The following is a 15,421-nucleotide window of genomic DNA, read 5'->3' as shown; positions in this document are numbered from 1 at the left end:
GCTTTTGCTTGAATGTTACAAAGTTGGCAGGCCCGACCCTTGCGGGCTTTAGACAGCCTCGAGCTTGGCATACCCCAGCATCAGCCATTTGCTACCTTCGGCAAAATTCACCTGCACCCGCGCCTGAGCGCCAGAACCCTCGAAGTTGAGGATCACACCTTCGCCGAATACCGCATGCTGCACACGCTGGCCAAGGTTGAACGCGGTCTGCGGAATGCTGGCATTGGCGAACAGGTTGCTGTTGGTGGCCGTCTTGGCCCCGCCGAACGGGCGGCTGACGCTGTTGGACAGGCGTACTTCCTGAACCAGGCCTGCCGGAATTTCACGTACGAAACGCGACACCTTGTTGTAAGTCTCGCTGCCATAAAGGCGGCGTGTTTCGGCATAGGTCATGACTAGCTGGCGCATGGCGCGGGTGATGCCTACATAGGCCAGGCGTCGTTCCTCTTCCAGGCGGCCGGGTTCTTCCAGGCTCATCTTGTGCGGGAACAAGCCTTCTTCCATGCCCACCAGGAACACATATGGGAACTCAAGGCCTTTGGCGCTGTGCAGGGTCATCAGCTGGATGCTGTCTTCATGCTCGTCAGCCTGAGTATCGCCAGCTTCGAGTGAGGCGTGGCCAAGGAAGGCCGAGAGCGGGGAAAGGTCTGCGTCTTCGTCGGTGGACTCGAAGTTGCGCGCCGCACTGACCAGTTCCTCAAGGTTTTCTACCCGTGCCTGGCCCTTTTCACCCTTTTCTTCCTGGTGATAGGTGATCAGGCCGGACTGTTCGATGGTGGTCTGGGTCATGGTATGCAGCGGCATGTCCACAACCTTGGCAGCCAGCCCCTCGATCAGCTCGATAAAGGCCCCCAGGGCACTGGCGGCGCGGCCTTTCAGGGCCTTGGCAGCGATCAGCTGGCACATGGCCTCCCACATGGACAGCTGGCTGTGGCGGGCGTGCTCGCGGATGGCTTCGACGGTTTTTTCGCCAATACCGCGCGGCGGCACGTTGATCACCCGCTCCAGAGCGGCATCGTTGCCACGCCCTTCGATCAGGCGCAGGTAAGCCATGGCATTCTTGATTTCGGCGCGCTCGAAGAAGCGCTGGCCGCCATAGATGCGGTAGGGGATGCGCTCGCGCAGCAGGGCCTCTTCCAGCACGCGCGACTGGGCGTTGGAACGGTACAGGATGGCGATCTCGTTGCGCGCATTGCCCTGCTTGACCATGCTCTCGATGGTTTCCACGACATAGCGCGCTTCGTCGTGCTCGTTGTAGGCCGCGTACAGGGTCAGTGGTTCGCCTTCGCCCATGTCGGTCCACAGTTCCTTGCCCAGGCGCCCGCTGTTGTTGGCGATCAGCGCGTTGGCCGCCTTGAGGATGCCGCCGGTGGAGCGGTAGTTCTGCTCCAGGCGGATCATTTCGGCGTCGGGGAAGTCGGCGGTGTACTGGTGAATGTTTTCGATCTTGGCGCCGCGCCAGCCGTAGATCGACTGGTCGTCATCGCCTACCGCCATCAGGCTGTCGCCACCGCGTGCCAGCAGGCGCAACCAGGCGTACTGCACGGCGTTGGTATCCTGGAACTCGTCCACCAGCACGTGGCGGAAGCGTCGCTGATAGTGCTCCAGCAGGCCCGGGTGGTCACGCCACAGGTCCAGGGCGCGAAGCAGCAGCTCGGAGAAATCGATGACACCGGCGCGCTCGCACGCCTGCTCGTAGGCCGTATAGACCTCGCGCATGGTCGCCAGGAACAGGTCGCCCCCCGCCTGGATATGCTGCGGGCGCAGGCCTTCGTCTTTCTGTCCGTTGATGAACCATTGGGCCTGGCGTGCCGGCCACTTCTGCTCGTCCAGGCCCAACTCGCGCATGACCCGCTTGATCAGGCGCTGCTGGTCGTCGCTGTCGAGGATCTGGAAGTTCTGCACCAGCCGCGCTTCCTGCCAGTGGGCCCGCAACAGGCGATGGGCCAGGCCGTGGAAGGTGCCTACCCACATGCCTGCCGGGTTGATGCCCAGCAGTTGCTCGATCCGCTGGCGCATTTCTGCTGCGGCCTTGTTGGTGAACGTCACCGACAGGATCGAGTGCGGCGACGCCTGCTCGACCTGGATCAGCCAGGCGATGCGGTGTACCAGCACGCGGGTTTTACCGGAACCGGCGCCGGCAAGCACCAGTTGACGCCCGAGCGTGGCCGCTACGGCCTGGCGTTGGGCATCGTTGAGGGAATTCAGCAGGAGAGAGAGGTCGTCTGTGCGCATCGGGCCATTCTAGGGCGATGCCGGGTGAGGGGCAAATATCTACTGTATGAATATTCACCTGGCGGCATCCCGCTCATCGGTCCGGGGCCAGGTCACGGCCTGCGCGAGCTGGCTGAGGCATGGTCAGGCGCTGGCCTTCAAGCGACGGATTTCGCACCTTCGACTTTTTCTGCTCCTGTTTCGAATTAAAGATCGCGCCATCGCACAGGTCATTCAGCCATGCCAATGCCTGCCATGCCTGGCGAGCAGGCTGTTGGCTTGTTCGGGCCCGAAACTGCCAGCCGGGTAGGGGCGGGGCGCCTGGAAGTGCTCTTCACAGCCCTTGATGATTGGATCTACCCAGGCCCAGGCTGCTTCCACTTCATCGCGGCGCATGAACAGTGTCGAATCACCTTCGAGCACATCCAGCAGCAGACGCTCGTAGGCTTCCCAGCGGCGAGTCTGGCTGAACACCTGGGCCAGATTAAGGTCCAGGTCCACGGGTTCCAGGCGCATGCCCTTGCCTGGGCTCTTGGTCATCATGCGCAGGCTGATGCGTTCGTCCGGTTGCAGCTGTATCAGCAACTGGTTGACCTGGCCGCCGCTGAACAGTTCGTGAGGCACTGGCTTGAACTGGATGACGATCTGCGAAGCGCGCCGCGCCATGCGTTTGCCGGTGCGCAGATAGAAAGGCACGCCCGCCCAGCGCCAGTTGTCGATGTGCGCCTCGATGGCCACGAAAGTTTCGGTATCGCTGTCGTTGTCGACGTCCTTTTCAAAGTAGTAGGCCGGCACTTCCTGGCCGCCGATACGCCCGGCACCATACTGGCCGCGTACCGTCTTGTCCTGCACATCCTGGCCGGTGATCGGCTTGAGGGCGCGCAGGATTTTCACCTTTTCGTCGCGTACCGCTTCGGCCTCGAACTGCGCGGGTGGCTCCATGGCCACCAGGCAAAGCAGTTGCAGCAGGTGGTTCTGCAGCATGTCGCGAATAGCCCCGGCGCGATCGTAGTAGGCACCGCGGTTTTCTACGCCCAGTGTCTCGCAAACGCTGATCTGTACATGGTCGACCTGGTTGTTGCGCCACACCGGCTCCAGCAGGGCATTGGCAAAACGCAGGGCCATCAGGTTCTGCACGGTTTCCTTGCCCAGGTAGTGGTCGATGCGGAACACCTGTCTTTCTTCAAACACCGTGCCAATGGCTTCATTGATGGCAGTGGCGGATTCCAGGGAATGGCCGATCGGTTTTTCCAGCACGATGCGCGCTTCGGTGTCTGCCAGCCCGGCAATGCGCAGGTGGTTGGCAATTGGCACGAACAGGTTGGGGGCGGTGGCGAGGTAGAAGATGCGCGTCAGCCCGCCGGGTTCACCCAGGTAGCGTGCCAGGCGGCCAAAATCGGCGCTCTGTGAAGCATCCATCGGGAAGTAGTCGACCCGCGCGGAAAACCGCTGCCACACCTCTTCGTCGAAGTCGCTGCGGGCAATCTGCGCCCGACAATGGCGTTCGGCGAGCTTGAGATAGTCGATGCGTGGCAGGTTGCGTCTGGCCAGTGCGATGACCCGCACGGCAGGGTTCAGACGGGCCTCGCGAAACAGGTGGTAGAGCGCCGGAAGTAATTTGTGCAGGGCCAGATCACCGGTGCCGCCGAAGACCAGAATGTCGCAAGGAATAGTCAAACCACCACTCTCCACGTTCGTTTAACTGGGCGGGTTGGCGTCCATGTAGTATAACTACAAGAAAGCTACAACCCGGCACGCCGATCATAACCGAGTCCAGCCTGTGAATCTGTTGCAACATATCGCCCAATCGCGCCACCTGCTGCGCAAATCGGAACTGAAAGTGGCCGACCACGTGCTGCTCGACCCGGCTGCCGTCATGCACAGCTCCATGGCCGATTTGGCGCACAGCGTGGGTATCAGTGAGCCGACCATCGTGCGTTTCTGCCGGGCCATTGGCTGCTCGGGCTTTCAGGACCTGAAGCTGAAGCTGGCGCAAAGCCTGGCTGCCGGGGCCAGCTTCGGTCAGTTCGCCATCCACGAAGACGACTCGGTCGCCGACTACAGCCTGAAGATTTTCGACACCACCCTGCACACCCTGATGGAAGTGCGCGAGCACCTTGATCCGCAGGCGCTGCAACAAGCCGTGAGCGCCATGGCCCAGGCGCAGCGGGTAGAGTTCTATGGCTTTGGCGCGTCCGGTGCGGTTGCGGCCGATGCCCAGCACAAGTTCTTCCGCCTGCTGCTCAGCGCGGCAGCGTATTCCGACCCGCACATGCAAGCGATGTCGGCCGTTACCCTGAAACCGGGCGATGTGGCGGTGTGTATTTCCCAGTCGGGCCGTTCCAAGGACCTGCTGATCACTGCCAACCTGGTGCGTGAGAGCGGCGCCAACCTGATTACCCTGTGCCCCAGCCAGACGCCGCTGGCCGAGCTATCGACGGTCAACCTGGCGATCGACGTGCATGAAGACACCGAGATCTACACCCCACTGACCTCGCGTATTGCCCACCTGGTGGTGATCGACGTGCTGGCGATGGGCGTTGCCATGGCGCGCGGGCCTAGCCTGGTCAACCACCTGAAGAGCGTGAAACGCAGCTTGCGCAGCTTGCGTCTGTCGCCCAAGTCGATCAAGGCTACCGACGACTGAATTCAACCTGTACTGGCGTCTTCGCGGGCTTGCCCGCTCCCACAGGTACTGTGCACTTCTATAAATCGGTGCAATTCCTGTGTGAGTGGGGCAAGCCCGCGAAGAGGCCGGTACAGGCAGTGAAAATTCACGATTCTGTCACCATTACACCGCCAAACGGTAAACCATCAAGGCCAGTCTGAAACCCCCGCATACTATCTGGGAGACAGGCAATGGCTCGTGACTTCGACGGTACGTACCAACCCAACGCCAAGGCTCGCAAGCAGCAGGAAAAGGATCAGCGCCGTATGGAATACCGCCGCGCGATCGAGAGCTATTGCGACCAACGTCAATTGCTCCGCGACCTGGCGGACTACCCCGAGCTGCAAGCACTCACGGTATGGCAGTCGTCGGCGGCAACTTCCCCGAAAAACGTTCAACAAGCGCGCTGATAAGAGCACGTTCGCCGCGTATGAATGCAAGAAACGCCAAGGCCACCGGCGACTGCCGCTTGGCCTTGGCCTGCACCACGCACCAGCTACGGTACAGCGGTAGCTCCTCGACCGGTAATTCCTTCAGCATCCCGGTAGCCAATTCCAGGTTGACTGCGTGACGGGTCAACAGGGCGATCCCCAGCCCGGCGATCACGCATTCGCGCTGGGCATCGGCCGAGGCTACTTCAAGCGTCTGGGCGAAATGCACGCGCTTGTCCTTGAAGTACTCTTCGCACGCCTTGCGTGTTCCCGAACCTTGCTCGCGGACCAGCAGGGTATGAGGCTCCAGGTCCTGCATGCGCAACTGCTCCAGCTTGCACAGCGGGTGCTGTGGCGGCGCAACCGCAACGATCGGGTTGTTGAGGAACGGCAGAAACTCCAGGCCCATGTCTTGCGGCACCATCGACATGATGATCAGGTCGTCGCGGTTATCGGAAAGACGGCGGATGGCTTGGGCACGATTGACCACCGTCAGGGTCAGGTTGACTTCCGGGTGACGCTGCTTGAAGGCGGCGAACAGGTGTGGCACGAAGTACTTGGCACTGGACTCGATCGCCAGTTTCAGCTGACCCTGCAGTGAGCCCTGCATGTCCGACAGCTGCATGTCCAGGCTCTCCAGGCGCCCGAAGATATCGTGGCTGGCGCGCTGCAAGGCCTCGGCCGCCTCGGTCAGGTAGAGCTTCTTGCCGACGTACTCGAACAATGGCTGGCCGATCAGTTCTTCAAGCTGGCGGATCTGTAGACTAACGGCGGGTTGCGTCAGCGCCATCTCCTCCGCAGCACGGCTGTACGACCGCAAATCGCACACCTCGTTAAAGATCTGAAGTTGACGCAATGTCATACGCATCAAGGACTTACGCATTTTAATCAGCTCTTCGGCAACACCTTGTTACCCAACTATAAGCTTTTGCTAATACAGCCTCTAACAAATATTGATTTTTGTTTATCGACCTACAGCGCTAGGGTGAATACGCGACTGGCCAGCAACGTCTGGTCACGCGCCGACCGGTAGAACCGGCTCGACTGTTCCTACGGCTTTGGGAAGACTCCAGTGATAAAAAAAATCCTGATCGCCAACCGAGGTGAAATCGCAGTTCGGATCGTGCGTGCTTGCGCCGAGATGGGCATTCGCTCGGTAGCGATCTTTTCCGACGCCGACCGGCATGCCTTGCACGTCAAGCGCGCTGACGAAGCACACAGCATCGGTGCCGAGCCGCTGGCCGGTTACCTCAACCCGCGCAAGCTGGTGAACCTGGCTGTGGAAACCGGCTGTGATGCCCTGCACCCAGGCTATGGTTTCCTTTCGGAAAACGCTGAACTGGCAGAAATTTGCGCCGAGCGCGGGATCAAGTTCATCGGCCCGGCCGCCGACGTGATTCGCCGTATGGGCGACAAGACCGAAGCGCGCCGCACCATGATCGCCGCCGGTGTGCCGGTAACCCCGGGCACCGAAGGCAACGTTGCCGATATTCATGAAGCCCTGAGCGAAGGTGATCGCATCGGTTATCCGGTGATGCTCAAGGCCACCTCCGGTGGTGGCGGCCGTGGTATTCGCCGTTGCAATAGCCGCGAAGAACTGGAACAGAACTTCCCACGGGTCATTTCCGAGGCGACCAAGGCATTCGGTTCGGCCGAAGTGTTCCTGGAGAAATGCATCGTCAACCCTAAGCACATCGAGGCGCAAATTCTCGGTGACAGCTTCGGTAACGTAGTGCACCTGTTCGAGCGCGACTGCTCTATCCAGCGCCGTAACCAGAAGCTCATCGAAATTGCCCCGAGCCCACAGCTCACTCCTGAGCAGCGCGCCTACATCGGCGACCTGGCGGTGCGTGCGGCCAAAGCGGTGAATTACGAGAACGCCGGTACCGTGGAGTTCCTGCTCGCCGATGGCGAAGTGTACTTCATGGAAATGAACACCCGGGTGCAGGTGGAACACACCATTACCGAGGAAATCACCGGTATCGACATCGTTCGTGAGCAGATCCGCATCGCCTCGGGGCTGCCACTGTCGGTCAAGCAGGAAGACATTCAGCACCGCGGCTACGCCCTGCAGTTCCGTATCAATGCTGAAGACCCGAAAAACAACTTCCTGCCCAGCTTCGGCAAGATCACCCGTTACTACGCCCCCGGCGGCCCGGGCGTGCGCACCGACACGGCGATCTACACCGGCTATACCATTCCACCGTTCTACGACTCCATGTGCCTGAAACTGGTGGTGTGGGCGTTGACCTGGGAAGAAGCCATGGACCGCGGCCTGCGGGCCCTGGACGACATGCGCGTGCAAGGGGTGAAGACCACCGCCGCGTACTACCAGGAAATCCTGCGCAATCCGGAATTCCGTAGCGGCCAGTTCAATACCAGCTTTGTCGAAAGCCACCCTGAATTGACCAACTACTCGATCAAGCGCAAACCCGAAGAGCTGGCCCTGGCCATCGCCGCCGCCATCGCCGCCCACGCAGGCCTGTGAGGAACCCTATAATGTCCAAGAAAATTCACGTAACCGATACGATCCTGCGCGACGCTCACCAGTCCCTGCTGGCTACCCGCATGCGTACCGAAGACATGCTGCCGATCTGCGACAAGCTCGACAAGGTTGGCTACTGGTCGCTGGAAGTCTGGGGTGGTGCAACCTTCGACGCCTGCGTGCGCTTCCTCAAGGAAGACCCGTGGGAGCGCCTGCGCAAGCTGCGCGCAGCGCTGCCAAACACCCGCCTGCAAATGCTGCTGCGCGGCCAGAACCTGTTGGGCTACCGTCATTACAGCGACGACGTGGTCAAGGCCTTCGTCGCCAAGGCGGCGGTCAACGGCATCGATGTGTTCCGCATTTTCGACGCCATGAACGACGTGCGTAACCTGCGCGTGGCCATCGAAGCGGTCAAGGCCGCCGGCAAGCACGCCCAGGGCACCATCGCTTACACCACCAGCCCGGTACACACCATCGAAGCCTTCGTGAACCAGGCCAAGCAGATGGAAGCCATGGGTTGCGACTCGGTGGCGATCAAGGACATGGCCGGCCTGCTGACCCCGTTCGCCACTGGCGAGCTGGTCAAGGCGCTGAAGGCAGAACAGTCGCTGCCGGTGTTCATTCACTCCCACGATACCGCCGGCCTGGCAGCCATGTGCCAGCTCAAGGCTGTGGAAAATGGCGCGGACCACATCGACACCGCGATCTCCAGCTTCGCCTGGGGCACCAGCCATCCGGGTACCGAGTCGATGGTTGCCGCACTCAAGGGCAGCGAGTTCGACACCGGCCTGGACCTGGAGCTTCTGCAGGAGATCGGCTTGTACTTCTACGCCGTGCGCAAGAAGTACCACCAGTTCGAAAGCGAGTTCACCGCGGTAGATACCCGGGTGCAGGTCAACCAGGTACCGGGCGGCATGATTTCCAACCTGGCCAACCAGCTCAAGGAGCAGGGCGCCCTCAACCGCATGAACGAAGTGCTGGCCGAAATCCCGCGTGTGCGTGAAGACCTCGGCTTCCCGCCGCTGGTCACCCCGACCTCGCAGATCGTCGGCACCCAGGCGTTCTTCAACGTGCTGGCGGGTGAGCGCTACAAAACCATCACCAATGAGGTGAAGCTGTACCTGCAAGGTGGTTATGGCAAGGCCCCGGGTGTGGTCAACGAGCAACTGCGTCGCCAGGCTATCGGCAGCGAAGAAGTGATCGATGTGCGCCCGGCTGACCTGCTGAAGCCGGAAATGGCCAAGTTGCGTAGCGACATCGGTGCCCTGGCCCGTTGCGAAGAAGACGTGCTGACCTACGCCATGTTCCCGGACATTGGCCGCAAATTCCTCGAAGAACGCGAAGCTGGCACCTTGACGCCTGAAGTTCTGCTGCCGATTCCGGAAGCCGGTGCCGTGGCTGCCCCAGGCGGTGAAGGCGTGCCGACCGAGTTCGTCATTGACGTACACGGCGAAACCTACCGCGTCGACATCACCGGTGTGGGCGTTAAGGCCGAAGGCAAGCGTCACTTCTATCTGTCGATCGACGGCATGCCGGAGGAAGTGGTATTCGAGCCACTCAACGAGTTCGTCAGCGGTGGCGGCAGCAAGCGCAAGCAAGCGACCGACCCTGGCCACGTGAGCACCACCATGCCAGGGAACATCGTTGATGTGCTGGTCAAGGAAGGTGACATGGTCAAGGCCGGCCAGGCGGTCCTGATCACCGAAGCCATGAAGATGGAAACCGAAGTGCAGGCGGCCATCGCCGGTAAGGTCGTGGCCATCCATGTGGCCAAGGGTGATCGCGTGACGCCGGGTGAGATCCTCATCGAGATCGAGGGCTGATTTAAGCCCTCATCTACAAGTGGTTAACCTCTGGGGAGCGGATGCTCCCCTTTTTTTGTGCCGGACTCACCCGCACCTCACAACGCGCATCCCTTGTAGGAGAGCTGATTCAGCACACCGCTCAACCTTTGCGGCACATCTCAAGGCTTTCCACCTGGCCACCTGGCTGCTGGTTCTCTTCACTCAACCACCGCTCAAACCCGGCAGCCACCGCCGGCCATTCATCATCGGTAATCGAATACCACGCCGTATCGCGGTTATGGTCCTTCACCACCAGGTGCTTGCGGAACACCCCTTCGTAGACGAAGCCGAATCGCTCCGCCGCACGTTTGGAGCGGGCGTTGGCGTTATTGCACTTCCACTCCAGCCGTCGATTACCCAGCGCGAAGCCCAGCTTGCCCAGCAGGTACACCGCCTCGGTACCCTTGGGCGTGCGCTGCATGGCGGCACCGAAGGCAATGTGGCCGATCTCGATCCGGCCGTGTTCAGGCACGATCGACATCAGGCTGAGGATGCCTTGGGCCTGGCCACTGGCGCGGTCGATGACGGTGTAGAAAAGCGGGTCGCGGCCAGCAGTGTTGCCTTCCAGCCAGCGGTCGAAGGCGACGCGTTCGGCGAACGGGCCGTAGGGCAGGTAGTCCCACAGCACCGGATCGGAGGCCGGCCCCTGCAGTGCCTCCCAGAGGTCTTCGCCATGGCGCCCTGGATCGAGCTTCTCCAGGCGGATGAAGCGGCCTTCAATGGGCTCGGCCTTGGGGGTTGCGGCGGGTTTCCAGTTCAATGCGTCTGTCATGTGCGGCCTACAAGCCTTTGCGGAATTGGATGAAGCCCGAGCGCTCGGCAACCTGCTGGTACAGGCTGATGGCGGTGGCGTTGGTTTCGTGGGTCAGCCAGTGCACCTTGATGCAGTTGTCGGCCTTGGCAGTGGTGTAGACGTGCTCGATCAACTGTCGACCAATGCCCAGGCCACGTTGCGTGCTGTCCACATACAGGTCCTGCAGGTAGCAGGAATTCTCGATACTCCAGTTGGAACGATGGTAGATGAAGTTGACCATCCCCACTGCCTTGCCGTCGACCCAGGCCAGTGCCGAATGGGTTGGCTCGCTGGGGTCGAGCAGGCGTTGCCAGGTGCTCAGGCTGACGGCATCGGCCAACTCGGTCTCGTAGAAGTGCAGGTAGGCCTGCCACAGGGCGTGCCAGGCTGCGTGATCTTGGGCCGTGACAGGGCGCAGGGTAAGGTTGGGCATGGGCTATTCCTTCAGAGTTGGCGCATGTGCGCCGCGAGTTGATTGTCCAGTTGATCGGGGCTGGCGCTCAGGCCTTCGCGCACACCAGCGATGTCTTGCCCGGAGCGGTTCTGGCTGAGCTTGCGCGCACCTTGCAGGCGCGCGATGGGCAGGCGGATGCCGACGATGGCGCGGAGCATGCCCTCGATGTAGTCGGCAGGGGCGTCGGTGACTTTCCATGGTTCGCTGCGACCCTGTTCGTGGCGGTCGGTCAGGCGGCTTACGATAGCCAGTAGCGGCTCGGCCTCATGGATAACTTCGGCCGGGCCATAAGCGTGCACCGCCAGGTAGTTCCAGGTTGGCACCACCTTGGGGTTTTCGGCCTTGCTTGGGTAATAGCCGGGGCTGACATAGGCATCGGCGCCGGGGAATACCAGCAGTGCTTCGCCGCCGTGCTGCAGGTCTTGCCATTGGCGGTTGGCCCGGGCCAGGTGGGCATACACGGTGCCGAAATCGCCCTCGGCGGTATCGACCAGCACCGGCAGGTGCGTGGCCAGAAGGCCCTGTTCGCCCTGGCTGACCAGAACGGCCAGGCGGGTGTCTAGCATGTGCTGGTGCAAGCGGGTGAGGTCGTGTTCCTGGTGCGGCTTACTGTTGTACATGGCGGGATCCTTGTCGAATGGTTCCATCCTAGGCAGGCTATTGGTTCTGGGTAAGATCCATTAATGCCTGTTTTCATAGGTCCAATATCATGCGCGAGTCGCCCCTCATACTGCCTTTCGACCCTGCCGGGATCGCCCTGGATCGCAGCCGCGGGCTTAGCCAGCAGCTATATCAGGCGTTGCGAGCGCGGGTACTGGATGGGCGCCTGAGCAGTGGTACTCGTCTGCCGGCTACGCGCGACTTGGCTGCCATGTTGGCTCTTTCACGCAACAGCGTGGTGCGCGCGTACGATCAACTGTATGCCGAGGGCTTCATCGAAAGCAGGGTCGGTGATGGCACCTACGTTAGCCGGCTGCCAAAACTGTCCACACAAGTATCCACAGGGTTATCCCTGGGCTTATCAACAGGTTTATCCACATTTCGTGAAGAAAATACTGAGGATTTATCCAGCGGGAGGCTTATCAGCGCGCCTCTGCAGCGCCTGAAAAACAACCATTTGCCACCGCCCAGAAGCGGTGCGCCGCGTGCTTTTCGCGTTGGTATTCCAGCATTCGACCTGTTCCCGTTTGACGTCTGGGCCAAGCTACAGGCGGGTTTCTGGCGCAACCCATCGCCTGCACAACTGGGCTATGGTGACCCCGCTGGCGAGCCGGCTTTGCGCGATCTGATAGCGGCCTATCTACGCCGCTCGCGGGGGCTGAGCTGTACGGCTGAACAAATTGTGATCACAAGCGGTGCGCAGCAGGCCATCAGCCTTTGTGCACAGCTGCTGCTGCAACCGGGCGACGGTGTGGCTGTGGAAAACCCAGGCTATCGGGCGGCCGCTCATGCCTTCACGCTCGCGGGCGGCCGGGTGTGTGGCGTGCCTGTGGATGAAGACGGGCTGGACTGCGGCCGGCTGGAACAGTTGACCGATTGCCGACTGACCTATGTCACGCCTGCACACCAATACCCGACAGGGGTGACCATGAGCCTTGCACGTCGCCTGGCATTGCTTGCCTGGGCTGAACGCAGTGACGGCTGGATCATCGAGGACGACTACGACGGCGAATATCGCTACAGCGGTGCGCCGCTGGCCCCGCTGGCATCGCTCGACCGGCACGGGCGGGTGCTGTATGTCGGCACCTTCGGCAAGATCGCCTTCCCGGCGTTGCGTCTAGGCTACCTGGTGCTTCCGTCGAAACTGGTGCAGGCCTTCAGCCAGGGCAGAGCTATAGCGGTGCGGCATTCGGAGGTCAGCAGCCAGTGCGTGATGGCCGAGTTCATGGCCCGTGGACATTTTCAGCGGCATATCCGCCGTATGCGCAAGGCGGCATTGAAGCGGCGCGATGTGCTCAAGGCCGGTTGGCCTGTGGATATTCCGGGGTTGGGTGCAATGCCGGAAGTGGCGGCTGGGCTGCATGTGAAGGTCGATGTGGATAACTTTGCTCGGGAGCAGGAGTTGGTGGCCAAGGCTGAGGCGGTGGGAGTGGAAGTGACGCCACTGAGCAATTTCTGGTTGGCGGACTGCGAGGTGCCTGTGGATAAGCGGGCGGGTCTGGTGCTGGGCTTCGCGGCGGTGCCGGAGGGCGAGATAGCCGAAGCCTTGATGAAATTACGCAAAGTCTGGAGAAAATGAAGGGGGGCTGCAAAGCAGCCCCCGGTTCAACATCACGTACCGGACTTTATCCGCGTCCAGGCGCGGGTCCTGGCCCGTTCGGCATTTCGCGTCAAAGGCTTGAGGGTATACAGCTTGGCCATCGCCTCTGCCGTCGGATACAGGTTGGGGTTGTTGCGAATCGTCGGATTCACCTTGTCGGTCGCATCCTTGTTCGGGTTCGGATACCCCACGAAGTCGCTGATCGGCGCAATCACCTCTGGCCGCAGCAGGTAATTGATGAACGTATGCGCATCCTCCGGGTTCGCAGCGCCCTTTGGAATCGCCAGCATGTCGAACCAGATCGGTGCGCCTTCCTTGGGCAGGCGCATGTCCACCACCACGCCGTTGTTCGCCTCACGGGCGCGGTTGGCTGCCTGCGAGAAGCTGCCGCTGTAGCCCACTGCCACACAGATGTCGCCATTGGCGATGTCTGCCATGTACTTCGAGGAGTGGAAGTAGGTGATATGCGGACGAATCTTCAGCATCAGTTCCTCGGCCTTCTTGTAGTCCGCCGGTTTGTCGCTGTTCGGCGGCAAGCCCAGGTACTGCAGCGCCAGCGGTAGAATCTCCGACGGCGAGTCGAGCAGGGCCACGCCGCACTGCTTGAGCTTGGCGATGTTCTCTTCCTTGAAGATCAGGTCCCAGCTGTCCACCGGCGCGTTGTCGCCGAGTGCAGCCTTGACCTTGGCCGGGTTGAAGCCGATCAGCACGGTGCCGTACATATACGGCACGGCAAACTTGTTGCCCGGGTCGTTAGCTTCGATCAGCTTCATCAGTGCCGGGTCCAGGTGTTGCCAGTTCGGCAGCTTGCTGCGATCCAGCGGCTGGAACACCCCTGCTTCGATCTGCTTGGCGAGGAACACGTTGGACGGTACTACCACGTCATAGCCGGAGTTGCCGGTCAGCAGCTTGGCTTCCAGCGCCTCGTTGGTGTCGAAGATGTCGTACACCAGCTTCACGCCGCTGTCCTTCTGGAAGGCAGTCAAGGTCTGCGGGGTGATGTAATCGAACCAGTTATATACACGCAGGGTGCGCTGCTCGGCTTGCGCATGCAGGGCGCCTGCGAACAGGGTGGCAGCGATGAATGGGGCGAGCAGACGTTTGAGTCGGACCATTATCGGGCTCCTGACTGGGCGCGCTGGAAGCCTTCCAGCACATTGACCGCGTTGATGCCGATTTCTTCCACAGCGTAGCCGCCTTCCATCACGAACAGGGTCGGCTTGCCGAGTTGGCCGATGCGCTTGCCCATTTCCAGGTAGTCCGGGCTGTCCAGCTTGAACTGCGAGATGGGGTCATCCTTGAAGGTGTCCACACCCAGGGAGATGACCAGCACGTCGGCGTCATAGCTGGCGATGCGCTTGCAGGCATCCTCCAGGGCTGCGCTCCAGGCGGCCCAGTCGCTACCGGCGGGCAAGGGGTAGTTGATGTTGTAGCCCTGGCCTGCGCCTTCGCCGGTTTCATCGGCATAGCCGAGGAAGAACGGGAATTCGTCCTGCGGGTCGCCGTGGATCGAGGCGAAGAGCACGTCGTCGCGGTTGTAGAAGATGTCCTGCGTACCGTTGCCGTGGTGGTAGTCGACGTCAAGGATGGCGACCTTGCGTCGGCCTTGGTCGAGGAAGGCCTGGGCGGCGATGGCGGCATTATTCAGATAGCAGTAGCCGCCCATCACTTCGCCGGCAGCGTGGTGCCCTGGCGGACGGCACAGGGCGAACGCGGCATGGGCGCCTTGCTGAATCGCTGCCTGGGCGGTCAGGGCAACTTGCGCAGCACTGTAGGCCGCCTGCCAGGTACCCGCGGTGATGGGGGCGCCGGCATCGAAACTGTAGTAACCCAGTTCGCCATGCAGGCCGGTCGGCTTGACCTGGCGCAGTGTGCGGGCCGGCCAGGTGAAGGGCAGCAGGTCACCCTCGTGGCCCAGTGCAGCCCAGCGGGCCCAGGCGCCTTCGAAGAAATCCAGGTAATCGGCGCTGTGAATGCGCAGCAACGGCGCACGGCCGAAGTCGGTCGGGCCCTGGATGTCGCCAAGGTTGCGTTTTTTCACCTGGTCGAGCACATGGTCGGCGCGCGAAGGCATTTCGAAACAGGGCATCAGCTTGCCATCGATCAGCTCGCAGCGGCCGTGGTGCAGGCGGTGGTCATCGGAATAGATCGTCAGCATTGTTGTTCTCCGGTGGGACTGGCGTGGGTCCATTGTCATGGGCTGATCAGCAGGGGAGAACGACGCAAACGGCCAAAAGGGGATCGATATGGCCAAGGTCTTTGGCCGGATGGG

At 61.3% G+C, this 15,421-nt stretch carries 13 protein-coding genes; 5 read left to right on the top strand and 8 right to left on the bottom strand.

The annotated features are described in order from the left end of the window. Positions 1-48: 48 nt before the first annotated feature. Both uvrD and zwf read right to left on the bottom strand, forming a co-directional pair. Complete coding sequence (gene uvrD / locus AC3RCM_RS27215; RefSeq protein ID WP_064491872.1) at positions 49-2,235, bottom strand: DNA helicase II; 2,187 nt, start codon at positions 2,233-2,235, stop codon at positions 49-51. A gap of 213 nt (positions 2,236-2,448) precedes the next feature. Next, positions 2,449-3,891 (bottom strand): glucose-6-phosphate dehydrogenase, encoded by a 1,443-nt coding sequence (gene zwf, locus AC3RCM_RS27210; RefSeq protein ID WP_003253271.1) that lies wholly within the window; start codon positions 3,889-3,891, stop codon positions 2,449-2,451. Between the two features lie 103 nt (positions 3,892-3,994). On the opposite strand from zwf, the gene hexR reads away from it, so the two are divergent. Then, a complete protein-coding gene (gene hexR / locus AC3RCM_RS27205) occupies positions 3,995-4,861 on the top strand; it encodes a transcriptional regulator HexR (RefSeq protein ID WP_003253273.1) in 867 nt (288 codons plus the stop codon). Positions 4,862-5,073: 212 nt separating this feature from the next. Next, the gene (locus AC3RCM_RS27200; protein WP_061405728.1) at positions 5,074-5,292 is read left to right on the top strand and encodes a PA3496 family putative envelope integrity protein; all 219 of its coding nucleotides are present in this window, start codon (positions 5,074-5,076) and stop codon (positions 5,290-5,292) included. Here the strand turns inward: AC3RCM_RS27200 and AC3RCM_RS27195 are convergent. Further along, complete coding sequence (locus tag AC3RCM_RS27195; protein ID WP_010955834.1) at positions 5,234-6,196, bottom strand: LysR family transcriptional regulator; 963 nt, start codon at positions 6,194-6,196, stop codon at positions 5,234-5,236. The two genes, AC3RCM_RS27200 and AC3RCM_RS27195, sit on opposite strands and share 59 nt — an antisense overlap. A gap of 189 nt (positions 6,197-6,385) precedes the next feature. Here AC3RCM_RS27195 and AC3RCM_RS27190 point away from each other — a divergent pair, with 189 nt between their 5' ends. Together AC3RCM_RS27190 and oadA are read left to right on the top strand one after the other, a co-directional pair. Beyond that, a complete protein-coding gene (locus tag AC3RCM_RS27190; RefSeq protein WP_003253279.1) occupies positions 6,386-7,801 on the top strand; it encodes an acetyl-CoA carboxylase biotin carboxylase subunit in 1,416 nt (471 codons plus the stop codon). 11 nt (positions 7,802-7,812) lie between these two features. Then, positions 7,813-9,621: a sodium-extruding oxaloacetate decarboxylase subunit alpha gene (gene oadA / locus AC3RCM_RS27185; RefSeq protein WP_020191103.1), complete on the top strand. Its 1,809-nt coding sequence runs from the start codon at positions 7,813-7,815 to the stop codon at positions 9,619-9,621. A 121-nt stretch (positions 9,622-9,742) separates the two neighbouring features. On the opposite strand, the gene AC3RCM_RS27180 is transcribed toward oadA, so the two are convergent. Genes AC3RCM_RS27180 through AC3RCM_RS27170 form a run of 3 tightly spaced genes read right to left on the bottom strand, consistent with a single transcriptional unit; the run spans position 9,743 to position 11,509 of the window. Beyond that, positions 9,743-10,414, bottom strand: a complete 672-nt coding sequence (locus AC3RCM_RS27180) for a GNAT family N-acetyltransferase (protein WP_104886894.1) — start codon at positions 10,412-10,414, stop codon at positions 9,743-9,745. A 7-nt stretch (positions 10,415-10,421) separates the two neighbouring features. Next, positions 10,422-10,868 (bottom strand): GNAT family N-acetyltransferase, encoded by a 447-nt coding sequence (locus AC3RCM_RS27175; RefSeq protein ID WP_003253286.1) that lies wholly within the window; start codon positions 10,866-10,868, stop codon positions 10,422-10,424. 11 nt (positions 10,869-10,879) lie between these two features. Further along, positions 10,880-11,509, bottom strand: a complete 630-nt coding sequence (locus AC3RCM_RS27170) for an FMN-binding negative transcriptional regulator (protein WP_010955832.1) — start codon at positions 11,507-11,509, stop codon at positions 10,880-10,882. A gap of 89 nt (positions 11,510-11,598) precedes the next feature. Between AC3RCM_RS27170 and pdxR the strand changes: the two genes are divergently transcribed. Further along, a complete protein-coding gene (pdxR, locus tag AC3RCM_RS27165; RefSeq protein WP_104886895.1) occupies positions 11,599-13,128 on the top strand; it encodes a MocR-like pyridoxine biosynthesis transcription factor PdxR in 1,530 nt (509 codons plus the stop codon). Positions 13,129-13,160: 32 nt separating this feature from the next. Here the strand turns inward: pdxR and AC3RCM_RS27160 are convergent, their stop codons facing one another. Together AC3RCM_RS27160 and AC3RCM_RS27155 are read right to left on the bottom strand one after the other, a co-directional pair. Further along, on the bottom strand, positions 13,161-14,264 hold the full coding sequence (locus AC3RCM_RS27160; protein WP_010955830.1) for a polyamine ABC transporter substrate-binding protein: 1,104 nt from the start codon (positions 14,262-14,264) through the stop codon (positions 13,161-13,163). Beyond that, entirely contained in the window at positions 14,264-15,307 is a 1,044-nt protein-coding gene (locus AC3RCM_RS27155; RefSeq protein ID WP_064491875.1) for a histone deacetylase family protein, read from the bottom strand. Before AC3RCM_RS27155 ends, AC3RCM_RS27160 begins: the two co-directional genes overlap by 1 nt. Positions 15,308-15,421 lie beyond the last annotated feature (114 nt).

It is taken from the genome of Pseudomonas sp. GW823-FHT05G12, from assembly GCF_058795575.1.
Note: the sequence above shows the minus strand (reverse complement) of the source record. Positions and strands in the feature narration are given on the sequence as shown.